The sequence below is a fragment of the Pseudomonas sp. FBCC-B1565 genome, assembly GCF_059133265.1.
In genome coordinates, this window is record NZ_CP101438.1 from 1078204 (window position 1) to 1091359 (window position 13156).

Annotated in this window: 18 protein-coding genes; 8 read left to right on the forward strand and 10 right to left on the reverse strand. The window is 60.6% G+C overall.

Going from position 1 to position 13156, the window contains the following annotated elements; all coding sequences use genetic code 11:
* Positions 1–7 precede the first annotated feature (7 nt).
* Positions 8–775, reverse strand: coding sequence for a sulfate transporter CysZ (cysZ, locus tag NL123_RS05100; protein WP_494357341.1), 768 nt, complete (start codon positions 773–775; stop codon positions 8–10).
* Positions 776–1058: 283 nt separating this feature from the next.
* Between cysZ and trxB the strand changes: the two genes are divergently transcribed.
* Entirely contained in the window at positions 1059–2021 is a 963-nt protein-coding gene (gene trxB, locus NL123_RS05105; RefSeq protein WP_017137935.1) for a thioredoxin-disulfide reductase, read from the forward strand.
* Positions 2022–2145: 124 nt separating this feature from the next.
* Here the strand turns inward: trxB and NL123_RS05110 are convergent, their stop codons facing one another.
* Genes NL123_RS05110 through NL123_RS05135 form a run of 6 tightly spaced genes read right to left on the reverse strand, consistent with a single transcriptional unit; the run spans position 2146 to position 5083 of the window.
* On the reverse strand, positions 2146–2487 hold the full coding sequence (locus NL123_RS05110) for a HopJ type III effector protein (protein ID WP_248484398.1): 342 nt from the start codon (positions 2485–2487) through the stop codon (positions 2146–2148).
* Positions 2480–2776, reverse strand: a complete 297-nt coding sequence (locus NL123_RS05115; protein ID WP_494358281.1) for a DUF1244 domain-containing protein — start codon at positions 2774–2776, stop codon at positions 2480–2482. Before NL123_RS05115 ends, NL123_RS05110 begins: the two co-directional genes overlap by 8 nt.
* 23 nt (positions 2777–2799) lie before the next feature.
* Entirely contained in the window at positions 2800–3171 is a 372-nt protein-coding gene (folX, locus tag NL123_RS05120; RefSeq protein ID WP_248484396.1) for a dihydroneopterin triphosphate 2'-epimerase, read from the reverse strand.
* Positions 3172–3173: 2 nt separating this feature from the next.
* Entirely contained in the window at positions 3174–3734 is a 561-nt protein-coding gene (gene folE, locus NL123_RS05125) for a GTP cyclohydrolase I FolE (protein WP_248484394.1), read from the reverse strand.
* Between the two features lie 20 nt (positions 3735–3754).
* A complete protein-coding gene (gene folM, locus NL123_RS05130; protein ID WP_494357342.1) occupies positions 3755–4465 on the reverse strand; it encodes a dihydromonapterin reductase in 711 nt (236 codons plus the stop codon).
* A gap of 57 nt (positions 4466–4522) precedes the next feature.
* Positions 4523–5083, reverse strand: coding sequence for an antibiotic biosynthesis monooxygenase (locus NL123_RS05135; protein ID WP_248484384.1), 561 nt, complete (start codon positions 5081–5083; stop codon positions 4523–4525).
* A 212-nt stretch (positions 5084–5295) separates the two neighbouring features.
* On the opposite strand from NL123_RS05135, the gene NL123_RS05140 reads away from it, so the two are divergent.
* On the forward strand, positions 5296–6255 hold the full coding sequence (locus NL123_RS05140; protein WP_494357343.1) for a MerR family transcriptional regulator: 960 nt from the start codon (positions 5296–5298) through the stop codon (positions 6253–6255).
* A 2-nt stretch (positions 6256–6257) separates the two neighbouring features.
* Here the strand turns inward: NL123_RS05140 and NL123_RS05145 are convergent, their stop codons facing one another.
* Positions 6258–6863, reverse strand: coding sequence for a hypothetical protein (locus NL123_RS05145; protein ID WP_248484373.1), 606 nt, complete (start codon positions 6861–6863; stop codon positions 6258–6260).
* Between the two features lie 58 nt (positions 6864–6921).
* Positions 6922–7389 (reverse strand): PAS domain-containing protein, encoded by a 468-nt coding sequence (locus tag NL123_RS05150; RefSeq protein WP_494357344.1) that lies wholly within the window; start codon positions 7387–7389, stop codon positions 6922–6924.
* 129 nt (positions 7390–7518) lie between these two features.
* Here NL123_RS05150 and NL123_RS05155 point away from each other — a divergent pair, with 129 nt between their 5' ends.
* On the forward strand, positions 7519–7974 hold the full coding sequence (locus tag NL123_RS05155; protein WP_058426776.1) for a flavodoxin: 456 nt from the start codon (positions 7519–7521) through the stop codon (positions 7972–7974).
* On the opposite strand, the gene NL123_RS05160 is transcribed toward NL123_RS05155, so the two are convergent.
* Positions 7955–8851: a LysR family transcriptional regulator gene (locus tag NL123_RS05160; protein WP_248484369.1), complete on the reverse strand. Its 897-nt coding sequence runs from the start codon at positions 8849–8851 to the stop codon at positions 7955–7957. The two genes, NL123_RS05155 and NL123_RS05160, sit on opposite strands and share 20 nt — an antisense overlap.
* Positions 8852–8949: 98 nt before the next feature.
* Here NL123_RS05160 and NL123_RS05165 point away from each other — a divergent pair, with 98 nt between their 5' ends.
* The 5 genes from NL123_RS05165 (at position 8950) to NL123_RS05185 (ending at position 12860) form a co-directional block, all read left to right on the forward strand.
* Positions 8950–9321: a CidA/LrgA family protein gene (locus NL123_RS05165; protein ID WP_248484360.1), complete on the forward strand. Its 372-nt coding sequence runs from the start codon at positions 8950–8952 to the stop codon at positions 9319–9321.
* Positions 9311–9997, forward strand: a complete 687-nt coding sequence (locus NL123_RS05170) for an LrgB family protein (RefSeq protein WP_494357345.1) — start codon at positions 9311–9313, stop codon at positions 9995–9997. The genes NL123_RS05165 and NL123_RS05170 overlap by 11 nt, the downstream gene beginning before the upstream one ends.
* 149 nt (positions 9998–10146) lie before the next feature.
* Positions 10147–10929 carry a class II aldolase/adducin family protein gene (locus NL123_RS05175; protein WP_248484356.1) on the forward strand — a complete coding sequence of 261 codons (783 nt, stop codon included), beginning with the start codon at positions 10147–10149 and terminating at the stop codon, positions 10927–10929.
* Complete coding sequence (locus NL123_RS05180; protein ID WP_248484353.1) at positions 10929–11831, forward strand: alpha/beta fold hydrolase; 903 nt, start codon at positions 10929–10931, stop codon at positions 11829–11831. The genes NL123_RS05175 and NL123_RS05180 overlap by 1 nt, the downstream gene beginning before the upstream one ends.
* 117 nt (positions 11832–11948) lie before the next feature.
* Positions 11949–12860 carry an SDR family oxidoreductase gene (locus NL123_RS05185; RefSeq protein ID WP_058426770.1) on the forward strand — a complete coding sequence of 304 codons (912 nt, stop codon included), beginning with the start codon at positions 11949–11951 and terminating at the stop codon, positions 12858–12860.
* The last annotated feature ends 296 nt before the right edge of the window (positions 12861–13156 follow it).

The following is a 13156-nucleotide window of genomic DNA, read 5'->3' on the forward strand; positions in this document are numbered from 1 at the left end:
GATGGATTTATGACTGAGTCACCTTTTGCTGCGCTGCCATCGCCTCGGCGCCTTGCTCGCGCACCCAGAACAACGTCGCTCCAGCCACCGCCGCTGGCATCATCAGCAGGTTGACCACCGGCACCAGCAACACCAGGTAGACGATGCCGCCGAAACTCATGCTCTGCCAGCGCTTCTGGCGCAGCCAGGCGAGCATCTCGTTCCAGCCCAGCTTGTGGTTATCGGCCGGGTAGTCGATGTATTGGATCGCCATCATCCACACGCCAAACAGCAACCACAGCGGTGCAGCGACCAAATTGACCACCGGAATAAACGACAGGATAAACAGGCCGATGGCCCGTGGCAGGAAGTAGCCCAGCTTACGCATCTCCCGGACGAGGGTGCGCGGTACCATCGCGATCAGCTCGCCCCAACTGAAGGCCGGGAAGTCATCGGTGCCGCGCACCACCACTTCCACCTTCTCCGAGAGAAAGCCGTTGAAGGGGGCGGCGATGATGTTGGCGAGCATGGTGAAGGTGAAAAACACCATCAACACCACGAGCACCACGAACAATGGCCAGAGCAGATAGTTCAGGAAGCTCAGCCAACTCGGCAGCGTCGGCATCAGGTGATCGACCCACAGGCTGAACTGATGACCGGCGAAATAGATCAAGCCAACGAACAGCACCAGGTTGATCGCCAGCGGCAGCAGCACAAACAGACGCAGGCCGGGGCTCAATACGAGTTTGAGGCCTTCGCGCAGGTATTGCGGGCCGGAAAGAGCAGGGGCAGGCATGGAGAACTCCGAGCAAAAGGGCGAACGCGCCGACCTTACCGGCTTTACATCGCAGGCGAAAGCCGCGACATCAGCCGTAACAAACCCGTCGATCAGTCGGGCCAACTACATAGTGACCGTCTATGAGCTGGATTGTTATTCCGTATTTCCTTAATCTTGCCCCCCTCGATACGCTGCACCCATTATTTTTCAGGGCCTGCGAGTTCAAGCCTTCCCCAAGTGCTTCGTGGTCCCTTTTTTATTCCAGCCGCCTTGTAGTCCGGGCGGTCGATAGGAGTGAGTCATGTCTGATACCCGTCATTCGCGAGTGATTATTCTCGGTTCCGGCCCTGCCGGTTACAGCGCCGCTGTCTACGCTGCCCGGGCCAACCTCAAGCCGCTGCTGATCACCGGCATGCAGGCGGGCGGTCAATTGACCACCACCACCGAAGTCGACAACTGGCCGGGCGACGTCCACGGCCTGACCGGCCCGGTGCTGATGGAGCGCATGAAAGAACACGCCGAACGCTTTGAAACCGAGATCGTGTTTGATCACATCAACCAGGTCGACTTCTCCAAGAAGCCTTACAGCCTGACCGGCGACAGCGGCGTGTACACCTGTGACGCACTGATCATCGCCACTGGCGCCAGCGCTCGCTACCTGGGCCTGCCGTCGGAAGAAGCGTTCATGGGCAAAGGCGTTTCCGCCTGCGCGACCTGCGACGGTTTCTTCTACCGCAACAAACCGGTCGCCGTGGTCGGCGGTGGCAACACCGCCGTGGAAGAGGCGCTGTACCTGGCCAACATCGCCAGCACCGTGACCCTGGTTCACCGCCGCGAGACCTTCCGCGCCGAGAAGATCCTGATCGACAAGCTGCATGCCCGTGTCGCCGAAGGCAAGATCATCCTCAAGCTCAATGCCACCCTGGACGAAGTCCTGGGCGACAACATGGGCGTGACGGGTGCCCGCCTGAAGAACAACGACGGCAGCTTCGACGAGCTGAAAGTCGACGGCGTGTTCATCGCCATCGGCCATACCCCGAACACCTCGCTGTTCGAGGGCGTGCTGGAAGCCAAAGACGGTTACCTGGTGGTGCAGGGCGGCCGTGAAGGCAACGCCACCGCGACCAACATCGAAGGTATCTTTGCTGCCGGTGACGTGGCCGACCACGTCTACCGCCAGGCCATCACCTCGGCCGGCGCCGGTTGCATGGCGGCATTGGATGCCGAGCGTTACCTGGATGGTCTGAAAGACGCTGCGTTCTAACCAACGCCGCAAACAAATGTGGGAGGGGGCTTGCCCCCGATAGCGGTGTATCAGCCAGGTATTCATTAGCTGACACGCTGCAATCGGGGGCAAGCCCCCTCCCACATTTTGATTCAGGTCTGGCTCAGGATTTGCGAGTCAGGGGCTGGGCGGTGAACTTCACACCGGCCAGGCCGTTTGCGATCAATGCGCGGATATTGCCGTGGTCGCTGCCCTCAGGCGTCGCCACCACTGAGCGGTAATGTTCACCAAACGCCAGCAGCGCTTCCTGATCGCTCAAGCCTTCCAGCAGCGCCAAACCCAACGTCTTGCACGACCCTTCGTTCTGCCCTGCGGCATTCTCTACCTCGCCATTGGTGAACGCCTGTGGCTGGTACTCATAACCGGCAGCGACAAACGCCAGGGTATCGGCAAAAACATGTTCGCCGCTGTTGAGGCTGGCGCGCAGGGTGTTCAAATCAGTCATGGGGTTTTCCTTTGGCGAACGCCGCCTGTTGATCGGCGCTGGCTTCTTTCTGGTATTGGGTTTTCCATTCGGCGTACGGCATGCCGTACACCACTTCACGGGCGTCATCGAGGCTCAGCTCGATCTGGCGCGCGTCGGCCTCGGCCTTGTACCACTTGGACAAGCAGTTGCGGCAGAAACCGGCGAGGTTCATCAGGTCGATGTTCTGCACATCCTTGCGGCTGTCCAGATGCGCCACCAGCCGGCGAAAGGCGGCGGCTTCGAGTTCGAGTCGTTGTTGGTCGTTCATAAGGTTCACGCAAATCTCAGGGGTTAACGGCTGGCCGCCAGGGTAATCGAAACCGACTCCGCAAAGCGCAACGCATGGGGCTTGTCCACTTCCACTTCGGCGTACAGCACCGACTCATTGCTCATCACCAGGTCCAGCAGTTCCTGGGTCAGGCGCTCCAGCAGGGCAAACCGGTTGCCCTCCACATGCGCGATGATCGCCTTGGTGATGGTGCGGTAGTTCAGCGCGTGGTCGATATCGTTGTCGCGCACCGCTTCCTGGGCGGCGTACAGGATGGTCAGGTTGATCAGCACATCCTGCTTGTTGAGGATTTCCTCCTCATTGATACCGATAAAGGTGCGCAGGCACAGGTCCTTGACCCGGATGCGCGCCATGCCTGGTTGAAGTTGTGGCATTGCTACTTGCTCCGTCCGATCAGTTGCAGGAACTCCATGCGCGTGGTGTTCGACTCGCGAAACGCGCCGAGCATCACCGAGGTGTTCATGGTTGAATTCTGTTTTTCCACACCGCGCATCATCATGCACATGTGCTTGGCTTCGATCACCACGGCCACACCGGCGGCCTGGGTCACTTGCTGGATGGCATCGGCGATTTGCCGCGTGAGGTTTTCCTGGATCTGCAGGCGGCGGGCGAACATGTCGACGATGCGTGCCAGCTTTGACAGGCCGAGCACCTTGCCGGTTGGGATATAGGCCACATGGGCCTTGCCGATAAAGGGCAGCAGGTGATGCTCGCACAGCGAGTACAACTCGATGTCCTTGAGGATCACCATCTCGTCATTGTCGGAGGCAAACAGCGCGCCGTTGACGATTTCGTCCAGGTTCTGCTCGTAGCCATGACACAGGTACTGCATGGCCTTGGCGGCACGCTTGGGGGTATCGAGCAGGCCTTCGCGCTCGGGGTCTTCGCCCAAGCCCTTGAGGATCTCGCGGTAATGGTGGGGCAGGGATAAGGTCATACAACATCCTCACAAACGGCTTACTTGATATGCCGCCCGCCGTTGACGGTCAGGGTGGTACCGGTGACATAGGGGTTGTCCAGCAGGTAACGCACGCTCTGGTAGATCACCTCGGGCCCGGGTTCGATGCCCAGTGCCGACTTGGCCAGTACCTTGGCGCGGTAGGCGTCGTCGTCGCCATCGTTGAACATCACCATCGCCGGGGCGATACCGTTGACCTTGATCAACGGCGCGAACTGCGCGGCAAACGACAGCGTAAGGCTGTCGAGCCCGGCCTTGGTGGCGCAATAGGCGATGTGCTGGCGGCTGCCCTTGCGCACCACGTCATCGCTGATGTGCACGATGTCGGCCGGTGTCGAGCGGTGCAGCAAGGGTGAACAATGCAGGTTGATCAGGTACGGCGCAAGCATGTGCACGCTGAACATGTCGGTAAACGCGCGGCTTTCGTCGTCGGGCGACTCCGCCATCCAGGCCGAGGCGTTGTGGATGATCGCACGCAGGCTCTGGGTATGGGTGTTCAGCTCAGCGATAAACGCCAGGATGCCGGCCTCGCTGGAGAAGTCGGCAAACACTGCGATCGCCCCACGCTCGCGCAACACCTGCACGCCAGGTCGTTCGCTGCGGTAGCTGAAAATCACCGGGTGGCCGTCATCCAGCAAGCGCTGGGCGCAATGCATGCCGACACGCTGGCCGGCGCCGGTGATCAGGATCGGGGCGTTTGTTGCAGTCATGGGAGGCTCGAGTCGCTGGCAGGTTGAAACTATACCAGCGACCGAGCGCCCCTGTATTCACGCCGCGGCTTCGCTAGCCTTGCGCGGTGCAGGGGCAGGATGCAGCCAGTTTGCCAACAGGTGGGTCGACAGCGGGATGAACCAGTAAACCATCAGTGGCGTCAGCGCCAGGGTACTGACCAGCACGCGCGGTGCCAGGTCCAGTTCGCTCAGCAGCGGCCCCAGCACAAAATTGAACAACAGTGACACCGGGAAAAACGCCAGCCAGATGGCTACGGCCTGCTTCCAGCGAGGTGGGCGCGCGCCCACTGCGCCGAACCAGCCGTCGATGCCGCGCACGCGGTGTTCGGACGGGTCGGCAAACAGCTCACTGCCACGGCTCAGCCACGCACTGCGGGACGCGGAAAACTCCCAGGCATGCAGGGTTTTTTCATCGGCGAAGCGGAAAATAATCTGGAATTCATCATCGTTGGGCGGCGGGGCAAGCACGCCTGAGCCCAGGTAACCCGGAAAATCCGTGGCCAATTGCTCGCCTTCACGCAGCCAGGCCATCAATTCTTCGTAGCGACCCTTGGCCACGCGACGCGCAACCATCAGGGTGACGGGGGAGGTAGACATTGTGTATCTCCAAATATTCAGGTGCGCCGGGCCGGGTAGGGGGCGCACAAACAAAGCGGCGGGGTGGTGCCGCTCTGTAAAAACAGGCAAGGATTATTCCTGTTTTGCACAAATACGCCAGAGGCATTGGTCCGAATAAGCTGGGACCTTGAAAAAGACAGGTCTAAGGGCGTTAAATGAGGTTCTATTTACCGTTGGTTTTTTGGTCTCCAATGCCCGTGATCACTGCCTCCCATGATAGCAATTTGCATCTTGAATCGACCGATTCCGATAAGCTGTTTCCAATTCGTGAAGTCTCGAGAATGACAGGCGTCAATCCGGTCACCTTGCGTGCCTGGGAGCGACGTTACGGCCTGATCCAGCCCGTACGCACCGAAAGCGGGCATCGGTTGTATTCCAAGGCTGATATTACGACCGTCAATCGTATCCTCGATTGGATCGAGCGCGGTGTGGCGGTCAGCAAGGTTGGGAAAATTCTCGCCCGTGACGACCAGCAAGCCCTGGCTGTTCGCGCCGAGCAAGACTCGCTGGAGGGCGGGGACTGGGCTCAATGGCAGGCACAGATGATGCAGGCTGTCAGCGCGTTCGACGACCGACGGTTGGAACACCAGTACGCCAGTGTTCTTGCCACCTACCCCCTCAGCGTGGCTTTTGAAGACATCCTGATGCCGCTTTGGCACGAGCTGTTGCGTCACCAGGGCCGGTTCGGTCAGGCCAGCGAATGGTTGTTTTTCGATAACTTCCTGCGGGTCCGGGCCTTGCAGCGCCTGCAACTGGCCTGTGCGGAGCCGTTTTCGCGGGTGCTGCTTGCGGCCATCCCCGGCGAGTGCCGCAAACTGGAATTGTTGGTGGCTGCGCTACTGATGAGCCGAGAGAACTTGGCGGTGAAGGTCCTGGCGGTCGGCCAGCCGCTGGACGAATTGACGCTGATCTGTGAGAAGACCCATCCCCAGGCACTGATCGTGTTTTCCAATCATGCACACAATCATGAGCGGGTGGGACGCTTGAATCGCTTGGCGCAGACCCTGGATTGCCCATTGCTGATCGCCGGCGCCGCTTCGGACCTAGCGGAAAAAGACCTTGTGGGCTCGCCCGTCGGTTGCCTGGGCAGTGACGGGCGCTTGATGCAGCGCCGCCTGCAGCAGTTCCTCAGCGGCAACCTGGATACCTGAAATCAGGCGTGCACGTGCGGGTGCACCAGGCGGTGCTGATGCAGGATGAACTGGCGCAGACGCTCGGTTTCATCCGCATCACTCTGGCTCAGGCGATAGGCGAACAAGCCTCGGGCGGTTTCCCGCTCCAATGTGCCGCGCAAGGCGATGCGCTCGTAGCCGGATGGGCTGAACCATAGGGAAAAGGTTTTCGGTGGTTTGACCCGCCCGCGAATCTCCACCAGCACCCCCTTGAACGAAACTTCATGCACCCACAACGCACTGAGGTTGCCCCTGATGTTCTCCAGCGCCACCGGGGTTTCCAGGGCCAGGCGCCAGGGACGAATCATCGGCCCGTCTTCGAAAATGCTTGGCACGCCCAAACGCAGGTGCACGGCATTGAACTCGTCTTCCACCAAGTGCAAGGGGAAGGTCAGTTGCTGATTATCGAATTGTGCCTGGATGGTGAGGTGGTCGTGAGCGGCCAGCCGGGTAAGCAAGTCGCGAATCTGTGCGCCGCCGTTAACGGTCAGGCTCGATGAAGCATCCCGCAGGTTGAGTTGCGGGTTGTGCTGCATGTTCTGAATGAAATCCAGCTCGTCCTGGGTCAGGAGCGCATCGCGTTGCATCACTCGTGCTCATTAGGGGGTGTTAAAATGCCATTATCCCCCCTAATGATCGCACTTCCTAAATTTTGTTAGATCCGCTCGTCGCTTTGAGCGCGGCCAGTTCGGCCTTGACCTGGGCCAGTTCGCTTTCCAATTGGGTGGCGCGCTGCTGGGCCTTGACCTGCAACGTGACGTCTTTTTGTACGCCGACGAAATAAGTCTGCTTGTCGGCCTCGTTGTACACCGTCGACAGCGACAGCTCATTCCAGAAATGGCTGCCGTCCTTGCGGTAATTGCGCAAGATTTCCCGGCATGCACCTCCGCTTTCCAGTGCCTCTCGAATCGCCATCAGTGCTGGCTGATCACGGTCGCCCGACTGCAGGAAGCGGCAATCCTGGTAGAGAATTTCATCCAGGGTGTAGCCGGTCAGGCGTTCGAAAGCTGGGTTGACGTAGATCAGCGGCTTGTCTTTGCCTTCGCGCTCGGCGACGACGATACCGTCGTTGGAGGCGTTGATGACCAGTTGCATCAGCTTGGCGTTAATCATTGAGCGGTCCATGGCTTGTTTTTGAACTGTGGAGTTTATGGCAAGCCCTGAATGTTGCACGGGGTGCGCCGAAAAAATTGTGGCAGCTGTTAATATCCCAGGCTTTCGCTCAACTACAGGATCAGATTGATGAAAGTCGCCATCCTTTCCGGCTCGGTCTACGGCACGGCTGAAGAAGTCGCCCGTCACGCTGTCGGCATTCTCAATGCCGCCGGTTTCGAGGCCTGGCACAACCCTCGCGCCAGCCTCGCCGATGTGCAGGCGTTTGCGCCGGACGCGTTTCTGGCGGTGACGTCCACCACCGGCATGGGCGAATTGCCCGACAATCTCCAACCCCTGTACTCAACGATTCGTGATCAACTGCCCGCCGCTTGGCGCGGCCTGCCCGGTGCGGTGATCGGCCTGGGCGACGCCAGCTACGGCGACACCTTCTGCGGTGGTGGCGAGCAGATGCGCGAGCTGTTTGGCGAGCTGGGCGTGCGCGAAGTACTGCCGATGTTGCGCCTGGACGCCAGCGAAAGTGTGACCCCGGAAGCCGACGCCGAACCGTGGCTGGCGGAGCTGGTCACTGCACTGCGCGCTTGACCGGAAACTCACGCAGCAATGCCAGCCAGGCCTGGGCGGCTTTCGACAGATAGGCGCCGTCACGCCAGATAAATGCAATGTCCCAGCGCAAGTAGTCGGGCGCCTTGAGCGTCAGGCGCACCACCCCCGGTCGCACCAGCCCACGGGCGACCACGCTGGGCAGCAGCACCACGCCCTGGCCGGCGGCGACCAGCGCGGCGAGGAAGTCCGCCTGGCCACTGCGACCGATTTCCTTCGGCGTAAAACCCAACTGCTCACACGCCTGCATCAGGCGGTCGTTCAGCACGAAACTGCGCTGGTACATCAGGAACGGCGTGTCGGCCAATTCCTCCAGGCGTACCTGGGCGTTTTCCGCCAACGGATGATCAATCGGCAACAGCGCGTCCAGGGGCTCATCGCAGAACGCTTGCCAGGCAAACGCCGAGTCGCTGGGTTTCAGGCTGCCCCCTACTTCCAGTTCGCCGCTCAGGATGGCCTGTTCGATATTGCGACTGCCGCCCTCCAGCAACTGGATGGTCACGTTCGGGTAACGCCTGCGGTATTCGGCAAACAGCCCGGCAAACAACGTATCGCCGGCCAACAATGGCAGGCCAAGGCGCAACTCGCCTCGGGTCAACTGGTGCATATCGTCCAACTCGCTGAGTAGCTCGTTTTGCAGGCGCAGCATGGCTTCGGCGCGTTGCAGGACGACTTGGCCGGCGGCGGTCAGGCGAATCTGCGAGCCGATCCGGTCGAGCAGGGGCGTGCCCAGGCTCTGCTCCAATTGCGCAACCTGTTTGCTGACGGCGGACTGGCTGATATGCAGGGTTTTGCCGGCCTGGGTAAAGCCACCGCGGTGGATTACCTCGACGAAGCTGCGTAGCTGTTTGAATTCCATGTGCGAAATTCCGATTTGGAATAGCTGGCAGTCTAACAATTCGCTGTGGGGATGGGACATGCCTCTTTAAAATGAAGGCCTGCGAGGACCCAAAGCCCATGAAACGTTTCACCCGTCTGTTGATTGAACTGGTCGTGCTACTGGCCATTTACCTGTTCGGCTGCCAACTGGCCGTGTGGTGGGCGTGGCAGATTCCCGGCGGTGTGGTAGGCCTGGGCCTGTTGTTGATGGTCTTCGCCAGCGGCCTGGTCAAACCGGCGGCCCTGCAACTGGGGGCCGGCGTGCTGATGGCTGAAATGCTGCTGTTCTTCATCCCTGCGCTGATGAGTCTGCTGGACTACGGCGGCCTGCTGCGCAATGACGGTTGGCGCATCCTGCTGGTCATCGGCCTCAGCACCCTGGCGGTGATGCTGGTGACCGCGTTCACCGTGGAGCTGGTGTGCCGCTGGAGGCTGCGCCATGAAGCTTGAGCTGATGCCGGTGTTCTGGCTCGCCTTGACCGTGGGCGCATATGTCTTCAGCCGCTGGATCTACCGCCGTACCGGGCGTTATCTGTTGTCGCCGCTGATCCTGGTGCCCGTGCTGTTGCTGGCGGTGGCCGTGCCGATGAACACGGCCTACGCCGAATACTCCGCCGATACTCACTGGCTGATGCTGGTACTCGGCCCCGTCACCGTGGCATTCGCCGTGCCGATCTGGCAGCAGCGGCGGTTGCTGGCGCGTTACTGGTCGGCGTTGTTGCTGGGGATGGTGGCGGGCAGCGTGGCGTCCATCGCCACCTCATTTGGCTTGGCCAAAGCGTTGGCCCTGGACAGCTCGGTGACCATGTCCCTGGTGCCGCGCTCCATCACCACGCCGTTCGCCATGCCGGTGTCCTCCGACCTGGGTGGCGTGCCTGAACTGACGGCGGTGTTCGTGATGTTCACCGGTGTGTTTGGGGCGATGCTCGGCGGCGTGCTGCTCAAATGGCTACCCCTGCGTACGCCGCTGGCGCGCGGTGCGCTGTTTGGCGTGGGTGCCCACGGTGCGGGCGTGAGCCGGGCCCATGAAGTGGGCGGCGAAGAGGGCTCGGTTGCTGGCCTGGTGATGGTCCTGACCGGCTTGCTCAACCTGTTCGCCGCGCCTTTATTGGCGGCACTTCTCTGACGTCGCTTGCACGGATTTAAACTATTCTCAAGGCTGACCCGCACGGTCATCAAGCTGGCTGCCAAGGCAACTACGGCGGGCAGGGCGTCTGACTAGACTGGCCCATCACTCAAAAAACAATAAGAAAGTGCGCCAAGGAGGTCGTTGCCGTGAGTCTAGCCCCCGTTCCATCGCCACAGAATGTCAAAGATCAGGTCGGCGCCGCCGAATGGCAGACCCGCGTCGACCTGGCCGCCTGCTACCGCCTGGTGGCGATGCACGGCTGGGATGACCTGATCTTCACCCATATCTCGGCCAAGGTGCCGGGCACCGACGATTTCCTGATCAACCCCTACGGGCTGATGTTTCACGAGATCACCGCGTCGAGCCTGGTCAAGGTCGACCAGGCCGGCAACAAGCTGATGGACAGCCCCTACGAGATCAACCCGGCGGGCTACACCATCCACAGCGCCATCCATGAAGTGCGCCACGATGTGACGTGCGTGCTGCATACCCACACCGCTGCCGGTGTCGCGGTGGCGGCGCAGAAGCAGGGCGTCTTGCCGATCAGCCAGCAATCGATCTTCGTGCTGTCGAGCCTGGCTTATCACGCCTACGAAGGCGTGGCGCTGAACCACGAAGAGAAGGCCCGTTTGCAGGCCGATCTTGGCCAAAATAATTTCCTGATGCTGCACAACCACGGTCTGCTGACCTGCGGCAGCACCATCGCCGACACGTTTCTGATGATGTTTACCTTCCAGCGCGCCTGCGATATCCAGGTGCTGGCCCAGAGCGGCGGGGCGGATTTGATCCCCATCGGGCCGCAGATCCTCGCCGGTGCCAAGGCGATGGTGGCGGCTGTCACAAAGAGTGCGCAAGGTATGGGGGGCGCGCTGGCCTGGCCGGCGTTGCTGCGCAAATTGGACAGCCTCGATCCTGGGTATAAAACCTGATGCCTCTCGCCGAGATCCCGCTGAGTGTCTGGCGCAAACGCAGCCAGACCTTCGACTTTAACGGACGCACTATCCGCTACTGGGTGGCGGGGCAGGGCGAACCCTTGTTGTTGATCCATGGCTTTCCCACTGCCAGTTGGGACTGGCATTACCTGTGGCAGCCCCTTGCCCAACGCAACCTGGTGATCGCCTGCGACATGCTCGGTTTTGGCGACTCGGCCAAACCCCTCGACCATGGTTATTGCCTGTTGGAACAGGCAGACTTGCAACAGGCGCTGCTGGAGCACCTGCGTGTGGATCAGCCGGTGCATGTGCTCGCCCACGACTATGGCGACAGCGTGGCCCAGGAACTGCTGGCCCGGCACTGCGAAGGCCGCTTTCACATGGCCAGCTGCGTGTTTCTCAACGGCGGGTTGTTCCCGGAAACCCATCGTCCGGCGCTGGTGCAAAAGCTGCTGCTCAGCCCCTTGGGCTGGATGATCGGTCGCGCGTTCGGGCGCAATGCCCTGGCCAACAGTTTCAGCCAGATATTCGGCCCCAACACCCGCCCCAGCGAAAGCGCCCTGGACGATTTCTGGAGCCTGATCGACCGCAACGATGGCACGCGCATCCTGCACAAACTCATCGCTTACATTCCTCAGCGTCGGCGCCTGCGTGAGCGTTGGGTGGCGGCGATGCAACACACTGATGTGCCGCTGCGGGTGATCGACGGCGAGATCGACCCGATCTCCGGTGCCCACATGGTGGCGCGTTATCACGAACTGGTGCCTCACGCCGACACGGTGCTATTGGCCAATATCGGCCATTACCCGCAGATCGAGGCGCCGGTGCAGGTGCTCAAGCATTACCTGGCGTTTCGTGATCGCATCGGCCACTCGGCTCCGCGAATGGCCTATTCCTGATCGGACGATTATCCCTCAGCCTTATCGAGCACCATTCAGCCCTGGCCGGCTTTATTGTGACCAGCGCCCCGGTGCCTGACACTCGACCCATTCCCATTGTCGCCATTGGAGTTCGGTATGAGTGAATCAGTGCAGTTCCAGGATAAGGTCGTGATCGTCACCGGTGCCGGTGGCGGATTGGGCCGGGCCCATGCGCTGCTGTTCGCCAGGCATGGCGCCAAGGTTCTGGTCAACGATCTCGGCGGTTCCACGCAAGGTGAAGGCGCCAATGCGTCCGCCGCCGACCGGGTGGTGGCCGAGATTCGCGAAGCGGGCGGTATCGCCGAGGCCAACCACGACTCTGTCACCGACGGTGACAAGATCGTGCAGAACGCCCTCGACGCCTTCGGCCGTATCGATGTGGTGGTCAACAACGCCGGGATCCTGCGCGACAAGACCTTCCACAAAATGGACGACAGCGACTGGGACCTGGTTTACCGGGTTCATGTCGAAGGCGCCTACAAAGTCACCCGCGCCGCCTGGCCCCATCTGCGCGAGCAAGGGTATGGCCGGGTGATCTTCACCGCGTCTACCTCGGGTATCTACGGCAACTTCGGCCAGTCCAACTACGGCATGGCCAAGCTCGGCCTGTACGGCCTGACCCGAACGCTGGCGCTGGAAGGACGCAAGAACAACATCCTGGTCAACGCCATCGCCCCCACCGGCGGTACACGCATGACCGAAGGCTTGATCCCGCCGCAGGTGTTCGAACGCCTCAAACCGGAACTGGTCAGCCCGCTGGTGGTGTACCTGGGCAGTGAAGCCTGCCAGGAAACCTCCGGGCTGTTTGAAGTGGGCGGCGGTTGGATCGGCAAGACCCGCTGGGAACGCAGCCTGGGTGTGGGCTTTGACCCTGAGGCGGGGTTCTCGCCCGAAGACGTGGCGGCGCACTGGCAGCAGATCTGCGACTTCGAAGGCGCGGCACACCCCAAGGACAACATCGAAGCGTTGAAGGAAATGATGGCCAACTTGCAGAAGTACAGCCTGTGATCGTTGCTTGAAAAAGCTTTAATCCTGCGGGGCGCTGATGGCGCCCCGTTTTATTCAGGGCAAAAAAAAGCCGCTGCAAACGCAGCGGCTGAAGTCAGACGTTGGATCAAGGAGCGACAAATCAACGTCAGTGAACACCGGTAACAGATTGAAAACAGGCCTCAATCTATTTGAATCTGGCTTTTCTTCCGGTCGGGGGAAGCGGGCCGTTTGCCCTGAAAGCCCGCTAAGAATAGTCGTTTGTAACAGGATGAGTAATGCCGGTTCGTGACAAGGACTGTTACTAAAACGGCAAT